This window comes from Natronospirillum operosum, from assembly GCF_004768465.1.
Classification (GTDB): domain Bacteria; phylum Pseudomonadota; class Gammaproteobacteria; order Pseudomonadales; family Natronospirillaceae; genus Natronospirillum; species Natronospirillum operosum.
Map to the genome: position 1 here is coordinate 1 of NZ_SRMF01000006.1, position 15,524 is coordinate 15,524.

The 15,524-nt window shown below is 61.1% G+C and carries 11 protein-coding genes; 3 read left to right on the forward strand and 8 right to left on the reverse strand.

Annotation, left to right across the window (positions count from 1 at the left end):
- Positions 1–830: 830 nt before the first annotated feature.
- From E4656_RS13900 to ilvY, 4 genes are read right to left on the reverse strand one after another with little or no spacing between them, the layout of a single operon-like run.
- Positions 831–1,457, reverse strand: a complete 627-nt coding sequence (locus tag E4656_RS13900) for a protein-methionine-sulfoxide reductase heme-binding subunit MsrQ (protein ID WP_135483903.1) — start codon at positions 1,455–1,457, stop codon at positions 831–833.
- Positions 1,457–2,416, reverse strand: coding sequence for a protein-methionine-sulfoxide reductase catalytic subunit MsrP (gene msrP / locus E4656_RS13905; RefSeq protein WP_135483904.1), 960 nt, complete (start codon positions 2,414–2,416; stop codon positions 1,457–1,459). Before msrP ends, E4656_RS13900 begins: the two co-directional genes overlap by 1 nt.
- A gap of 60 nt (positions 2,417–2,476) precedes the next feature.
- Positions 2,477–3,280, reverse strand: coding sequence for a CDP-diacylglycerol--serine O-phosphatidyltransferase (pssA, locus tag E4656_RS13910; protein WP_135483905.1), 804 nt, complete (start codon positions 3,278–3,280; stop codon positions 2,477–2,479).
- On the reverse strand, positions 3,273–4,187 hold the full coding sequence (gene ilvY / locus E4656_RS13915) for an HTH-type transcriptional activator IlvY (protein ID WP_135483906.1): 915 nt from the start codon (positions 4,185–4,187) through the stop codon (positions 3,273–3,275). The genes pssA and ilvY overlap by 8 nt, the downstream gene beginning before the upstream one ends.
- A 232-nt stretch (positions 4,188–4,419) precedes the next feature.
- Between ilvY and gbdR the strand changes: the two genes are divergently transcribed.
- Both gbdR and E4656_RS13925 read left to right on the forward strand, forming a co-directional pair.
- The gene (gbdR, locus tag E4656_RS13920; protein ID WP_135483907.1) at positions 4,420–5,610 is read left to right on the forward strand and encodes a choline metabolism transcriptional regulator GbdR; all 1,191 of its coding nucleotides are present in this window, start codon (positions 4,420–4,422) and stop codon (positions 5,608–5,610) included.
- Positions 5,611–5,760: 150 nt separating this feature from the next.
- Positions 5,761–8,328 carry a GcvT family protein gene (locus tag E4656_RS13925; RefSeq protein ID WP_135483908.1) on the forward strand — a complete coding sequence of 856 codons (2,568 nt, stop codon included), beginning with the start codon at positions 5,761–5,763 and terminating at the stop codon, positions 8,326–8,328.
- Between the two features lie 431 nt (positions 8,329–8,759).
- On the opposite strand, the gene E4656_RS13930 is transcribed toward E4656_RS13925, so the two are convergent.
- Complete coding sequence (locus E4656_RS13930; protein ID WP_135483909.1) at positions 8,760–10,004, reverse strand: aromatic ring-hydroxylating oxygenase subunit alpha; 1,245 nt, start codon at positions 10,002–10,004, stop codon at positions 8,760–8,762.
- 277 nt (positions 10,005–10,281) lie between these two features.
- Here E4656_RS13930 and E4656_RS13935 point away from each other — a divergent pair, with 277 nt between their 5' ends.
- A complete protein-coding gene (locus E4656_RS13935; protein WP_135483910.1) occupies positions 10,282–11,409 on the forward strand; it encodes an FAD-binding oxidoreductase in 1,128 nt (375 codons plus the stop codon).
- Between the two features lie 191 nt (positions 11,410–11,600).
- On the opposite strand, the gene E4656_RS20375 is transcribed toward E4656_RS13935, so the two are convergent.
- The 3 genes from E4656_RS20375 to E4656_RS13950 are packed head-to-tail and all read right to left on the reverse strand — an operon-like array spanning position 11,601 to position 15,515.
- Positions 11,601–12,218 (reverse strand): sarcosine oxidase subunit gamma, encoded by a 618-nt coding sequence (locus tag E4656_RS20375; protein ID WP_135483911.1) that lies wholly within the window; start codon positions 12,216–12,218, stop codon positions 11,601–11,603.
- Complete coding sequence (locus E4656_RS13945; protein WP_135483912.1) at positions 12,211–15,231, reverse strand: sarcosine oxidase subunit alpha; 3,021 nt, start codon at positions 15,229–15,231, stop codon at positions 12,211–12,213. Before E4656_RS13945 ends, E4656_RS20375 begins: the two co-directional genes overlap by 8 nt.
- Positions 15,228–15,515, reverse strand: a complete 288-nt coding sequence (locus tag E4656_RS13950) for a sarcosine oxidase subunit delta (RefSeq protein ID WP_135483913.1) — start codon at positions 15,513–15,515, stop codon at positions 15,228–15,230. The genes E4656_RS13945 and E4656_RS13950 overlap by 4 nt, the downstream gene beginning before the upstream one ends.
- Positions 15,516–15,524: the final 9 nt, after the last annotated feature.

Genomic DNA, 15,524 nt, shown 5'->3' on the forward strand with positions numbered 1-15,524 from the left:
GCTGATGTTTTTGTGACCCAGGACCTGACAACATGTCCGGTCCCGGCGTCTCAACACCCACAAGCGCCCACACGAATATCCTGATAGGTTGTTAAAGAACTGCGGAGGGCGCTGGGCCGCTCCGTTTAGCGTGGCGCGCATTCTACACTGAAGCGCCGCGCTGTCAACTGATTCCGGCAGAAAATTTCTCAGTGTTTTCAGACACTTACAGGGCCTCTACCGCACCCCTCATTTCCGCCTTGCCAGTCGCCCTGCAGCGGTGTGTCCGTCACAGGGAGCGCGAATTATAGAGACATTCGGGTGGGAGTCAATGGCGGATTCGGAAAAAGTCGAAAGTTGGGAGTTGAAAGCGAAAAGTTGAAAGTTGTGAGTCGACAGCAGACGGTCGACAGCGGACAGCGGGGCTGCCGGGGTACCTGGCCACGCAGGCGTGAACAAGACTCACAGCCCGGGGAAGAGCCTCTGCTGTAGCGCGGGACGCAAGTGCCGATAATGAGGCGCAGGCCGAATTTGTAGCGAGCGACACGAGTCGCGATGGCGGCGCCAGCCGCCTTTACGTGGGGGCCTGCGTCCCCATCGGGACTTGCGTCCCTCGCCACGGGGACTGGGCGGCACTGGCACCAACCCAAACATGGCGACTAGAATGTGGCAGCATCAATCGGGACTTGCGTCCCTCGCCACAGGGACTGGGCGGCACTGGTACCAACCCAAACATGGCGACTAGAATGTGGCAGCATCAATCGGGACTTGTGTCCCTCGCTACAATGGCGCCGTCCTGTCGGGGCTGGCAGGGCCTCTTCCTCACAGGGGATGTGCCCGGGCGTGTCGGTTCAGGAAACTCGCCTGCGAGCGCTGCGGAGCCACCAGTGGAGCCGCAGGCCCAGCAGCAGAACCAGCACCAGGGTATGGATCACGGCCCCGATCTCGAAGCTCTTGACCTGCCATAGCTGATGGATCACGGCCAGAATGGCCGCCGGGTAAACCAGATAGTGTAGTTGCTGCCAGCGTTTCTTCAGCAGCCGCATGGCTGCCTGGGTCGACGTCAGTACCAGTGGCAGCAGCAACAGAGCGGCCAGAGCGCCGAGCAGAATATAGGGCCGCTCGACCACCTCGTGCCAGAACTCGGCCAGGTCACGACCCAGAATCAGGGTATAGAAGACCAGAATGTGGGTCAGCACATAGACGAAGGCCCACAGCCCGACCGCCCGGCGGTATCTGACCCAGCGCAGTCGGAACAGCCGCTGCAGGGGTGTCAACGCCAGACTGGCCAGCAGCAGGTTGATGGCCCAGAAACCGGACTTGTCGGCCAGCACGGCACCCGGGTCGGTGCTGATAACCGTGAACTGGCCCTGAGCGGTGAGCACTGTCTGCCACCCCCAGTACAGCAGCGGCAGCGCGCACAGCACGTGAACCAGAGGCCGCCGCAGCGGCTGTGGCAGGGAGATTTGCACCGACATCAGATATAGCGGTGACGGGTCAGGTCCATGCCCTCGTAAAGATGGGCCACTTCTTCATAGCCGTTGAACATGCGCGTCGGTATGCGATTGGCCTGCAGACCGGTCGACGGCAGGCGGCGTTCGGTTGCCTGACTCCAGCGCGGATGGTCCACATTCGGGTTCACATTGGCGTAGAAGCCGTACTCTCTGGGCTGCATCACTGCCCAACTGTTGGCTGGCTGTTCGCTGACAAATTCGATTTTCACGATGGCCTTTATGCTCTTGAAGCCATATTTCCACGGCACCACCAGCCGCATCGGCGCCCCGTTCTGGTTGGGCAGTGCTTCACCGTACATGCCCACCGCCATCAGTGTCAGCGGATGCATGGCCTCGTCCATCCGCAGCCCTTCGACATAGGGATAATCCATGGCCGGGAACCAGGCGCGCTGATTGGGGTATTGATCCGGGTCGTACAGCGTTTCGAAGCGCACATACTTCGCGTCACTGGTCGGTTCCATGCGTTCGATCAGGCTGGCGAGCGGAAAACCCAGCCAGGGGATAACCATGGACCAGGCCTCTACGCAGCGCAGTCGGTAAATGCGCTCTTCCAGATCCTTGGGCTGCACAATGTCTTCCAGCGCATAGGTACCGGGGTTGCGACAGTGCCCGCCAATTTCCACCGACCAGGGGTCGGTCCGGAAGTCGCCGGATCGATTCACCGGGTCGGACTTGCCGGTTCCGAACTCGAAATAATTGTTGTAGGTCGAGGCATCCTCGAACGGGGTGATCCGTTCATCGGTTGCCATGGTGGTATCGAAACCGGCGCCGATCTTTTGCTGCATCCAGTCTGCAGGGGTGGCCAGAGCATCCCGCCCCAGAGTCAGCGCCCCCAGCATGGCAGCACCACCCGCCATGAATTCTCTGCGTCGCAGGTAGATATGTTTGGGTGTTACATCATTTTCAGTCAGTCGGTCAGCCATGGAACCCTCCAGCCCAGCAAAGGCCTTATCCCTAGTTGTACGACTGTTGACCCATTCAGATCAATCTTTATCCGCCTCCGGTTCGCCTTGACTGCGTCTTTTCATACGGCGCCAGACTTCCATTACCGGACCCGACGCCGCGTAGGCGATGAACAACAGCAGCAGGACAATGGGCGGATCCACCGCAACCACGACAAAAGCCAGAATCACCAGCAAGACAGCCGTGAAGGGAATGCTGCCGCGCAGACCGAAATCCTTGAAGCTGTAGTAGCGTATATTGCTGACCATCAGGCAGCCCAGACCGGGCACCAGCACGACCATCAGCCAGGCCAGGTCATTGCCCTCGAAGCCCATATCGTTGAAAGCCCAGATGGTGCCGGCCACCATGGCCGCCGCCGCCGGGCTGGCCAGACCAATAAAGTATTTCTTGTCGACACTGCCCAGTTGCACATTGAACCGGGCCAGGCGCAGCGCCGCCGCCGCCGTGTACACGAAGGCGGCGCCCCAGCCCACCTGATCCAGACTCTCCAGTGACCATAGAAAGGCCACCAGCGCCGGCGCCAGACCGAAGGCAATCAGGTCCGACATGGAGTCATAGTTAGCTCCGAACTCGCTCTGGGTATGCGTCAAACGAGCCACCCGGCCATCCAGGCCATCAAACACCATGGCCACAAAGATACCTACGGCCGCATTGCTGAAGTTGCCGTTGATGGCGGCAATAATGGCGTAGAAACCCGCAAAAAGAGCCGTTGTGGTCAGCAGATTGGGGACCAGATAGACCGTGCGCCGCCGCTTGCGCGCTTCCGGCGTCATGGCCACATTGTCCGGCGTGGGGTCATTATTCTGGTTTTCGGGTTCAGCCATGCTTTGCTTTCTCTTCTTCGTCGTCCACCAGGTCGGGGCAGCATTGCCAGAATGCCTGGATGATAGGGTCCTGCAGGCGGCGGCGCAGCGCACAGAGGCCGATCAGGAACGGATCCAGCGCCGGTTCTGCAGGCAGTATCTCTACCTTGTCGCGCATCGGGCTGTGGGTCAGTACCAGCTCCGGCACCACCCCGACACCCAGCCCCAGCGCCACCATGGATACGATGGCTTCGTGACCGCCCACCTGAGCATATACGTTGGGACGCAGGTTACGCGCTGCAAACCAGCGGTACAAGCGCTGGCGGGCCAGACCATACTCCGGCACCACGAAGGGCACCTGGTCCCAGACAGGCTGATCACCCGCCAGTTGCTGCGCCACGGGCGATTGTATCACCGGGCCGATAAAGCACAGCGGCGATTCGGCAAAGGTACCGAACACCACCTTCCCCGGCAGGCTGTCGGGGCGGGGCGCAATCGCCACATCAGCCTCATCGGCCATGACCTTGTCGATGGCATGCGCTGCATCACCCGTGTCCACTACTACATCCACCCCGGGATGACGATGGCGAAACACCTGCAGCAGATCGATCAACAGGCCATAGCTGGCGGTGACCGAACAGTACAGCCTGATTTCGCCGCGCAGGGTGCGTGGAGTCTGGCCCAGACTGGTCTGCAGGCTGTCCCACTCCCGCAACATGCGCTCGGCATGCTCGCGCGCACTGCGTCCGGCCCCGGTCAGACGCACGGTGCGGTTGTCACGCTCGAACAGCACAACACCCAGCTCATCTTCCAGCCGCGAAATCATACGACTGAGTGTAGAAGGGCTAACATGCAGGCGGTCGCTGGCCCTGCCAAAATGCAGAACCTGAGCCAAAACAAGAAAGGCGCGCAGTGTGCGGATGTCCATTTTGGCATGGTACCAGATTCAGCCTTACACTGGCCGACTTCGCCAACGGAAAGCGGTTTTTACAAATGGAAATAGTCGGACACTGTCGCTGTCCAAAAAACAGGCATACACTTGTCGCAAACAGTGTCATTAATGACCTTAACTGTCGCAGGCAGACAAATAGCCGCCGTTTTCTGGCGCTACTGTTCCTGATACCCACAACAGACATGCGGGAATAGAGAGGGCTGACACCATGACCGAGACCGACCGTAACCGCCCTGCAACAGCGCCAGGTCAGGAATCAGCGGCTGGCGAGACACCACGCACGTTCAGCGTCGGCTTCCTGCTGATCAACAACTTTACCCTGTTCGCCCTCGCCTCCTCCATCGAGCCTCTGCGCATGGCCAATCAGTTGTCCGGGCGAGAGCTGTACAGCTGGCAACTGTTGTCTGCGGACGGCCAGCCCGTCAGCGCCAGCGATGGCATATCCATCGGCGCCGATGCTTCGCTGTCCGAGCCCTGCACCTTCGATCTGGTGATCGTGGTCGGCGGCGTCAACATCACCCGCAGCTTCAATCAGAAAGAGCTCGCCTGGCTACGCGCCATGGGTCGGCGCAAGGTTACTCTGGGCGCAGTCTGCACCGGCAGCTATGTGCTGGCCATGGCCGGTGTGCTGGATGGCTACTCCTGCAGTGCGCACTGGGAGTGCCTGGCCGCCCTGCAGGAGCAATTTCCCAAGGTGAACTGCAGCTCCCAGCTGTACACCATTGATCGCGACCGCATTACCTGTACCGGCGGTGGCGCGCCGCTCGACATGATGCTGACGGTCGTGACCCGGCACCACGGCACAACACTGACCAGCGGGATCTGCGACATGTTTGTCTACGACCGGGTACGCGCAGACACAGAGCAGCAGCGCGTGCCGCTGCGCCGACTGCTGACGTCGGAGCAACCCAAGCTGGCAGAAATCACCGAATTGATGGAAAACAATATCGAGGAGCCGATAGAACTGGACGAACTGGCCCAGTTTGTCGGTATTTCCCGACGCAAGCTGGAACGGCTCTTTCTCAAGCACCTGGGTTGCACCCCCTCGCGCTATTACCTGAAACTGCGCCTGGACCGGGCCCGGCAGTTGCTGAAGCAGACTACCCGTTCCATCATCGAGATCTCCTCCATGTGCGGCTTCGTCTCACCGCCCCACTTCAGCCGCTGCTATCGCAAGTACACCGGCCGTTCACCCAAGGAAGAGCGGGCTGCAGTCTGGGCCATGCGGGAAGTCCAGGCCAGCGGCGAGGGGCTGGACATCAACTTCCTGAGCCCCAGCCGCGCCAGCAAGGCTTTGCAGGCAGCACAGGCCGAACCCAGCTACGGTGCGGTCAACTTCACGGCCATGCCACTCAGCGGTGGTCGCAAATCGAGCGGCCCCTCGTCCACCCAGCACTGACAGGCAAACGGCCGGGCCGCTCGGGCCCGGCCTGCCGATAATGGACCTGCGCCTGTCGTTTCCAGTGAATTTCTCCCCGACCCTGCTGCCTATACTCGAAATCATTGCGCCTGATTACCCTGAATTACAGAACAACGCGGAGAATCCAACATGGCTGAGTTCCCCAAAAGTGCAGATGTGGTCATTGTCGGCCTCGGTGGTATTGTCGGCGCCTCGGTCGCCCATCACCTGGTAGAACGCGGATGGCGCAACATTGTGGGGCTCGACAAATCGGGTATTCCAACCGACATTGGCTCGACCGCGCATGCCTCAGATTTCTGCTACATGACGTCTCACGACCAGCTGTCCTGCTGGGCCACGCTCTACAGTGCCGACTTCTTCGAAAAAATGGGCCACTACGAGCGCATTGGCGGCCTTGAAGTCGCCCGTGTCGACGACGACGGGCGGATGGAGGAACTGAAGCGCAAGGTCGCCTCGGGCAAGGCCTTTGGCACCAATGTCAGCCTCATCAGTGCCGCCGAGGCCAAGGCCAAGTTCCCGCTGCTGGAAGAAGACATGATCCAGGGCGCCCTGTGGGACCCGGATGCCGGCCTGGTGGTGCCGCGTTCCCAGACCGTGGCCGGCGAGCTGATCGATCAGGCCCGCGACAGCGGCGCGCTGACTGCCTTCGCCAACACCCCCGCCACCCGGCTGGATATTCAGGACGGCCGCATCTGCGGCGTGGAAACACATCGGGGCTATATCGCGGCCAAACATGTGGTGGTCTGTGCCGGCCTCTGGGGACGCCTGATTGCCAACATGGCAGAAGAAGATCTGCCTGTCATGCCGGTGGACCACCCGCTGATGTTCTTCGGACCCTATGACGAATTTGCCGGCACCGGCAAGGACATCGGCTACCCGCTGCTGCGCGATCAGGGCAACTCTGCCTACATGCGGGATACCGGCGACCCGAAAACCTCTGAAGGCGGTCAGATCGAGTGGGGCTACTACGAGGAGAAGGACCCGCGCCTGGTGCACCCGCGCGATCTGCAGGAAAAGGAACAGGCCCGCCTGTCACCCTCGCAGCGGGATCTGGAGATGGAGCAGATCATCGAACCGCTCGAACGGGCCATGGAACTGACGCCCATTCTGGGTGAGCTGGGCTATGACGAGAAACGCTCCTTCAACGGCCTGCTGCAGGTCACCTCGGACAATGGCCCCTCGATCGGCGAGTCCGTCAAGGCGCGCGGGCTCTGGTATGCGGTCTCCGTCTGGGTCAAGGACGGGCCCGGCGTGGGCAAACTGGTGGCCGACTGGATGACTGACGGCCGTACCCATATCGACCATCATAGCATCGATGTGGCCCGCTTCTACGAGTTCCAGAAAACCGAACACTATATTGCCGAGCGGTGCTACGAATCCGCCTTCAAGATCTACAACCCGGCCGTGCACAACCGCGAGCCCTACACCCATGCCCGCAGTCTGCGGCGCAGCCCCTTCTGGCCACGGGAAGAGGCGCTGGGCGCACACTTCATGGAACTGGGCGGCTGGGAGCGTGCACACGGCTACGCCAGTAACGAGAAACTGCTGGACAAGTACGCCGACCGAGTACCGGAGCGCCAGAACGAATGGGACAACCGCCATTTCTGGCGCGTCTCCAATGCCGAGCATCTGGCGCTGTCTGACGATGTGGGCATGATCAATCTGTCGCATTTTGCCGTCTATGATGTGCTGGGCAATGATGCCGAAGCCCTGCTGGAATATCTCAGTGTGGCCAAGGTGGGTGGTGACACCCCCATCGGAAAAGGGGTTTATACGCACTTTCTGGACAGCGCCGGTGGTGTGCGCTCCGACCTGACCATCATCCGACTGGGCCCATGCCACTATCGGATGATCGACGGCGCCGATGCCGGCAACCGGGACCATGTCTGGATGCAGCGTATGGCCGAGGACCGGGGTCTGGACAGCGTCTGGATTCAGGACCTGACCGACCACTGGGCCTGCCTGGGCGTCTGGGGACCCAATGCCCGGACCACGCTGCAAAAGGTCGCCGATCAGCCGGACGCCTGGTCAAACGAGAACTTCCCGTTTGCGCACTGGAAAACGCTCACGCTCAAGGGCATTCCGGTCTCTGCTTTCCGCATCTCCTATGTCGGCGAACAGGGCTGGGAGCTGCATGTGCCCTTCAGCTATGGCCTGGCCCTGTGGGACCTGATTCACGATCTGGGTGTCACCCCGGTCGGGGTGGAAACCTATGCCAACAGCCGGCGGCTGGAAAAGAGCCTGCGCCTGCAGAATGCCGACCTGCTGACCGAATACAACCTGTATGAAGTCGGGCTGGCCCGACCCAAGGTCAAAGCGGCAGACTTCCACGGCAAGGCCGCCTATCTGGCCCAGCGCGAACGCAGCGAGCAGCCGGCCTATCTGTGCACCATGACCATGCTGGAGAACACGGATGCACAGGGTGTGGCGCGCTATCCGGTCGGCACCTGCCCGATCATGGACCCGGCCAGTGGCGAGGTACTGGTGGACGAACTGGGGCGGCGCTCCTATACCACCAGCTTTGCCTATGGCCCCAGTGTCGGCAAGAACATCTGCCTGGGGTACATCCCGGTCAGTCATGCGCGGGAGGGACAGGAACTGCTGATCGAGTACTTCCACGAACAGTATCGGGTGCGCATCGAAGGCGTGGGCTACAAGCCGCTGTACGATCCGGAGAACGAGAAGCCGCGGTCGTGATCACGCTCCCAGTGGCGGCTGACTTCTCCGGAGGTTGTGCCGCCTGATGGCGGGGTACACTGACTCCTGTGTGCCAGTCGGACCGTCGCCACGCTCGGGTACATGCCTGTGAGACACGCAAAAAACGTCATCCCTGACGGCTCGGTTGCGGCCGTCCCTGGCCGCAAACGGTCTCACAGTGCATGCACCCGGCAGGCGACTCCTGTCGTGCCTCCCCAAATCAGGGGCCCTGCGGCCCCATCGCGCACGGGACCGAAACGTCGGACCGGCTCTCCCACGGTACGATTGGTGCCTGAATGTCGTGGGAGGCCAGCACCTGGCCGATGGCGGCGTCAGCCGCCCATTGAAAGTAGCCTGCGATGGTGCGGCCGCCGGGCGGCAATTGGCAGTTGGTGTGACGCCTTCCGGGTCAAACTAGCACCAACGGCCACCTACCCCTCCCCGAGCAGAGCCTGGCGATACCAGTCGATAAAGTTGATCACCCCGAACTCGTGGGTTTCCGAGTAGGGCCCCGGCGCATAGCTCAGGGAGTTGATGCCCCGCTGGTTCTGTTCCGCCAGCTCCTTGTCCTGCCGGTTGGTGGCGTGCCAGACGTGGGTCAGGCGATCAACATCCACCTCGGCGTCCTTGTGCACCAGCCACTTGGTGGTCACCAGCGTCTTCTGCGCCGACACCGGCAGTACCCGAAACACAATCACATGATCGCTCTGCATATGGTTCCAGGAATTGGGCAGGTGCAGAATGCGCATCGACCCCAGTTCCCGGCTTTTAATGCGACCCAGCAGTCGGCTGCTGGCAGTCTTGCCATCCATGGTCATCACCTGAGTACCCGATTTGAGCGGCATCCGCACAATCCGGTTGCGCAGGCCGAACTTGATCTGCCGGTGTGGTATACCCTCGGCATCCCACTGCCGCGCCTGTCGTTCATAGTCTGCAACAAACTCCGGAGTCGCCCTGGGGTCATTGGTGTCGTCCCATTCCAGCAGCGTGCGCAGTAGCTCCGGGTGTGAGCCCGCGCAGTGATAGCACTCGCGGTTGTTCTCCACCACCAGCTTCCAGTTGGCCTGCTCCTCGATCGTGCTTTCTGCTGCAACCCGGGTGTTCTCCATGTCATAGGGCGCCATGTATTCATCCAGCGTCGACAGGAATTCATCAATGGGTGGCGGCTCATCCGGCGTCAGGCTGACAAAGATGAAGCCGCCGGCCTGCCGGCAATGGACCTTGCGCAGCGCAAATGCCTGCGGATCAAAGTGCTCGCCCATGGCCGTTCCGGTATACAGCAGATTGCCCTTCAGGTTGTAGGTCCACTGATGATACGGACAGGTCAGGTTGGCCACCTTGCCCTTGGGCTGGGTGCAGATCCGTGACCCGCGATGCCGACATACATTGTGAAAGGCCTCGATGCCGCCATCGCCATCGCGCACGATCAGTACCGGGTTCTGTCCGACTTCCACGGTCAGATAATCGCCACGTGACGGTATTTCCGCAGTCATGCCGACAAACAGCCACTCGTGCTGAAAAATGGTCTCCATATCCAGACGGAAAAACGAGGGGTCATTGTAGAAAGGCTGTGGCAGTGACCATCCACGCGGATGGTCGGCCAGCATCTCCATGGCTGCGGAACGCGCCTGCTCCGCCGTGGCATAGTTCAGGTTCAGCAGATCCAGTTCCGACATGGCAGTGCACCCTCATCAAGGTAGTTTGATCGTGAAGGGCATCCCGTGATGCCCGAACGCGCCTATTGTGGTCGCACTCAGGTCACCAGAGTTGCCTGCACGCGACAGGGTCCGGTGCTGTTTTTACCAGCCGGGGCCGCATCATGACTGGCCTGCAGCAGAGTGGTTCAGACAAACAAGCCGCTGTCGTTTTCAGTACCACTCGGGCGCTTCAGTTGAGGAACAATGCGCTCTGAGAAAATCGTTCCACTGTTTGACTACCCGGAGCTCTGTACCCATGACCACCCTGCTTTCCGAGCCTGCGACTACGCTTTACAGCCACGAACTCAACACCCGGGTCTGGTCCAACGGCCGCCATCAGGTAAGGTGCGTGCGTATCATCCACGAAACGCATGATGTCAAAACCTTTTGTTTCAATGCCGAGCAGGCGGTCATGTTCTTTTTCAAGCCGGGTCAGTTCGTCACTCTGGAACTGGAGATCGACGGCGAACAGGTTATGCGTTCCTATACCATTTCCAGCTCACCCTCGGTGCCGTACAGCTTTTCCATCACCATCAAGCGCATTCCCGGTGGCCGCGTGTCCAACTGGCTGCATGATCACCTCAAAGTGCATGACGAGGTGGTCGTCCACGGACCGACCGGCCTGTTCAACTGCATTGACCATACGGCGGACAAGGTGCTGTTTCTGTCCGGCGGCGTGGGCATCACGCCGGTGATGTCCATGGCGCGCTGGCTGTTTGATACCAATGCCGAGGTCGATGTGGCCTTTGTGCACAGTGCACGCACCCCGGCCGACCTGATTTTCCAGCGCGAGCTGGAGCACATGAGCTCGCGGGTGGATGAGTTTGTGCTGCACCTGATCTGCGAGCGGGTGGAGCCCGGACAGGCCTGGCCCGGTTATCGCGGGTTTCTGGATCAGACCCGGCTGGAGATGATGGTGCCAGACTACATGGAGCGCCTGGTTTTCTGCTGCGGGCCCGAGCCCTACATGCGGGCGGTGCGCAATCTCCTGCAATCGAACGGCTTCGACATGGACTTCTATCACCAGGAATCCTTCAATGCGACGCCCGTGGAAGCCAGCCAGGAGGCGCTGGAGCATTCGGAACTGGCAGAACGCGAAGCCGAGATCGCGCAGGAGGCGACGCAGTTCAGCGTGACCTGCAGCGAGTCAGAGGTCAGCGCTGAGGCCCTGCCCGGTGAGACCGTGCATGCGGCCGCAGCACGTGCGGGCATTCCCATACCCAAGGCCTGTGGCGTCGGCATATGCGGCACCTGCAGGGTTCTGAAAACCTCGGGAGAGGTGGACATGCAGCACAATGGCGGCATCACGGATGAGGATGTCGCAGCGGGTTATATTCTGTCCTGCTGCAGCGTACCGCGCTCGGATGTGGCGGTGGCGGTCTGAGCGTTGCAGGCGAGGCAGTTCGACGGTATCTACAAAGGCTGGGAGGCACAGTTGGAGTCGCCTGCCGGGTGCATGCCCTGTGAGACCGTTTGCGGCCAGGGACGGCCGCAACCGAGCTGGCATGGATGCCGTTTTTTGCGTGTCTCACAGGGCATGTACCCGAGCGTGGCGACGGTCCGAATGGGTAACCCCTAACGCTGATACTCGCTGGCGGCATCCTCAACCCAGCGCCAGATATAGTCGGCAAAGCTGCGTCGGGCCAGTATCTCCCAGTCATTCTGCCCGAGGCGTCGCACCACGGCCTGGGTCTTGCCGAACACAGTGGCCACCACCTTACCGACCGGAAAATGGGCGTCGTGGACATCATAGGGTATCGATTTCTTCAGCACCTGCACGGCCTGCGGGCCGGACAGCTGGATCCGGGTCATGCCACCGGTATTGTTGGCCAGGGCAAAATGCCCGCTGTAGCGCTCGCGCAATTGCACCTCCAGAGCATAGGCCTGATCCGGCGGACACAGCACCCACCACTCGTCAGGCGACAGCCACAGCAGGCTGACCTCCTGCGCCATGACAAAACTCAGCGTCTTTGCCAGCGGGCACCCGAAAGTCGCCTTTACGGCCTCGGCAAACGCCTTGTCGGCAGCATTGCCACGCAATACCAGCAGTCCGGTCAGGTCATGCTCCCGGTAGTGCAGCTGGCCAGCACCGCCCGCGCGGGCAGTATGGTGCAGCGGTGTCCGGGGTGTCAGCGGCTCGCCCTGCTGCGGAATCTGATCAATGACCGCTACGCTATCTGGCACTTCAGACATTCTGGCGCTCTCCTTTCGGGTCCAGGAAAATGGTGCTGCAGATTTCCGCTTCAACCACGCGGCCATCCTCCAGTGGATAATAAACCGTATCGCCCATGCGCTCATGCCCGCCCTTGATAAAGCCCAGCGCAATGCTGCGCCCCAGGAAGGCACTGTAATAGCTGGACGTCACATGCCCCAGCATGGCCATGGGCTTGGGCTGGCTGGGGTCGGCGACCGCATGCGCCCCCTCGGGCAGCACAATGTTCGGGTCTTTCGTTTTCAGCCCGACAAACTGCTTGCGGTTGGGTCGCACACAGTCTTCACGCTTCATGCCGCGCCGCCCGATAAAGCTGAACGGCTTGTTCTCGCCCACAGCCCAGCCCATGCCCAGATCATAGGGATGCACAGAGCCGTCAGTATCCTGACCGGCAATGATGAAGCCTTTCTCGGCACGCAGAATATGCATGGTTTCCGTGCCGTACGGAGTCAGATTGTACTTCTCGCCGTGCTCGAACAGACGCTCCCAGATGTACAACCCATAGTGGGCCGGCACATTGATTTCATACTGCAGTTCGCCGGTGAACGAGATCCGGAATACCCGGCAGGGCACGCCGCAGATGGTACCCTGGCGCCAGTCCATGAAGCGGAAGGCCTCGCCATCCAGATCAATGTCCTCGATCAATTCTGCCAGCAACTTGCGGCTGTTGGGGCCCGCAACCCCCATGGTCGCCCAGTGGTCGGTTACCGAGTTGAAGTAGACCTCAAGCTCGGGCCATTCGGTTTGATGATAGAGTTCCAGCCATTCCAATACGTGCGCCGCACCGCCGGTGGTGGTGGTCATCAGAAAGTGGTTTGCACCCAGGCACGATGTCACCCCGTCATCGAACACCATGCCGTCCTCGCCACACATCAGGCCGTAGCGACACTTGCCTGGCGCCAGCTTGGCCCAGGCATTGCTGTAGACGCGGCCGATGAACTCCCGCGCATCCTTGCCCTGGATATCAATCTTGCCCAGCGTGGACGCATCCAGAATGCCGACACTTTCGCGGGTAGCCAGGCATTCCCGATTGAGGGCTTCCTGCATGCTCTCGCCCGGTTTCGGATAGTACCAGGGGCGTTTCCACTGGCCGACATTCTCGAATTCGGCGCCGTGCTGCTCATGCCAGGGCTGCATGGCGGTATAGCGTTTCGGCTCGAACAGTTCCCGGCAGTGGCGCCCGGCAATGGCGCCGAAGGTGACCGGTGTATAGTTGGGCCGGAAAACGGTCGTACCTGTTTCGGGAATGGTCTGCCCCAGTGACCGGGCAGCAATCGCCATACCATTGATATTGCCCAGCTTGCCCTGGTCGGTACCGAAGCCCATAGCGGTATAGCGCTTCACATGCTCTATCGATTCGAAACCTTCGCGGGTGGCCAGTTCGATGCCGGCCGCCGTCACATCATTCTGATAATCGACAAACTGTTTGGGGGCACGACTGTTGGGCTTCGGGTGCGGCACGGCAAACAGCGCCATGGGGGGTGTCTCTGCCAGCTCGGACACTGTCGGCACAGGCACGTCAGCACCGGAGAACCCTGCTTCGGTGGCGGCTTTCAGGCCAGCCGAAACGCCCTCTTTCAGGCAATCCGCCAGACTGTAGCTGCCGGCCACGGCGCCGGCTGTCAGCATCTGTTCACGCGACTCACCGGGCACAAAACCGATGATGTCGTCACGCCACTGCGGGCGCGCGCCGGTATGGCAGGACAGATGCACCGCCGGGCTCCAGCCGCCCGAAGTCGCCACCGTGTCACAGGTCAGCCACTGCAGGCTGCCGGTCGCCTGCGTACCGTCTTCATTCAGTGGCACGATGGCGGCTGCCTTGACCCGCTTGCTGCCACGCACGTCGCTTACCGCAGCACCCGTGATCAGACGCAGACCGCGCTCGCGGGCCTCCTCCTGCCAGGCGCCCTGCGGGTTGGCCCGACTGTCGACCAGCGCAACCACCTCATGGCCGGCATCCTGCCAGTCGAAGGCCGCCCGATAGCCGTAATCATTGGCCGTTGACACGACCAGACTGCGTCCCGGGGCAACCGCATAGCGGCGCAGGTAGGTCGACAGGGCCGCAGCGACAAAACAACCCGGCACATCATTGTTGCCATACACCAGAGGCCGCTCATGCGCGCCCGTCGCCAGGACCACCCAGCGCGCCCTTACCCTGTGCAGACGCTGGCGGGTCATGCCCTCGGGCGCTCGATCACCAAGGTGGTCGGCACGACGCTCATGAATGGTCAGAAAGTTGTGGTCATGATATCCATTGACGGTCGAGCGCGGCAGCAACAGGACGTTCTCGCGGTCTGCCAGTTCGTTGACCACCCGGGTCACCCATACCGAGGCCGCCTCGCCGTCGATCTGGGCGGCACTGTCGAGCAGCGAGCCGCCCGGTTCTTCCTGCTCATCGGCCAGCATGACCCGGGCGCCGGCTCTGGCCGCCGCCAGGGCCGCGCCCAGACCGGCCGGACCGCCCCCCACCACCAGCACGTCGGCATGCTGATTGATATGATCATACTGGTCGGCATCCGGGGCGCGCGGCGAGCGGCCCAGCCCGGCAGCACGCCGAATATGCTTCTCGTAAAACATCCACAGCGACTGCGGATACATGAAGGTCTTGTAGTAGAACCCGGGCGGCATGAAGCGCCCGAACCAGCGTCCGACAAAGCCCATGGCATCAAGATTGACGCTCGGCCAGCCATTGGTCGGCTGGGCCTCCAGGCCGTCATAGACCGCTTGCTGCGTCGCCCGTACATTGGGTATCTGGGTCGCTTCAGTGGCACCCAACTGCAATACCGCATTGGGCTCATCAGCGCCGGCCGCCATGATCCCGCGCGGCCGGCTGTACTTGAAGCTCCGCCCGACCACGTCGACACCATTGGCCAGCAGGGCCGAAGCCAGCGTATCACCCTGATACCCCTGATAGCTTTTGCCGTCAAAGCGGAAAGTCAGTGGCTTGCTGCGATCAATACGACCGCCAGCCTGAAGACGGTTGATCTGCGTCATGCTGTTATCGCCTTAGAGGGTTGCTCGCCAATCTTGTAGGTCTCGTAGATCCGGTAGCTCTGGGTATCACGCGTCACATTGAAGAATTTCCGGCAGCCGGCCGCATGCACCCACAGTTCATGATGCACGCCACGCGGATTCTTGCGGAAGAACAGGTAGTCACCCCACTCTTCATCGGTGCAGTTGTCCGGGTCTTCCGGCCGTGCGAGATGGGCTTCACCCTTGGGATGAAATTCCTCTTCCTCGCGATACTCTTCGCAGTGCGGACAGTAGATATGGAACATTCACGACTC

Bases quoted from the DNA above. Each gene is read 5' to 3' on its own strand.
- E4656_RS13900 (WP_135483903.1), bottom strand. From the start codon at position 1,457: ATGTCGGTGCAAATCTCCCTGCCACAGCCGCTGCGGCGGCCTCTGGTT.
- msrP (WP_135483904.1), bottom strand. From the start codon at position 2,416: ATGGCTGACCGACTGACTGAAAATGATGTAACACCCAAACATATCTAC.
- pssA (WP_135483905.1), bottom strand. From the start codon at position 3,280: ATGGCTGAACCCGAAAACCAGAATAATGACCCCACGCCGGACAATGTG.
- ilvY (WP_135483906.1), bottom strand. From the start codon at position 4,187: ATGGACATCCGCACACTGCGCGCCTTTCTTGTTTTGGCTCAGGTTCTG.
- gbdR (WP_135483907.1), top strand. From the start codon at position 4,420: ATGACCGAGACCGACCGTAACCGCCCTGCAACAGCGCCAGGTCAGGAA.
- E4656_RS13925 (WP_135483908.1), top strand. From the start codon at position 5,761: ATGGCTGAGTTCCCCAAAAGTGCAGATGTGGTCATTGTCGGCCTCGGT.
- E4656_RS13930 (WP_135483909.1), bottom strand. From the start codon at position 10,004: ATGTCGGAACTGGATCTGCTGAACCTGAACTATGCCACGGCGGAGCAG.
- E4656_RS13935 (WP_135483910.1), top strand. From the start codon at position 10,282: ATGACCACCCTGCTTTCCGAGCCTGCGACTACGCTTTACAGCCACGAA.
- E4656_RS20375 (WP_135483911.1), bottom strand. From the start codon at position 12,218: ATGTCTGAAGTGCCAGATAGCGTAGCGGTCATTGATCAGATTCCGCAG.
- E4656_RS13945 (WP_135483912.1), bottom strand. From the start codon at position 15,231: ATGACGCAGATCAACCGTCTTCAGGCTGGCGGTCGTATTGATCGCAGC.
- E4656_RS13950 (WP_135483913.1), bottom strand. From the start codon at position 15,515: ATGTTCCATATCTACTGTCCGCACTGCGAAGAGTATCGCGAGGAAGAG.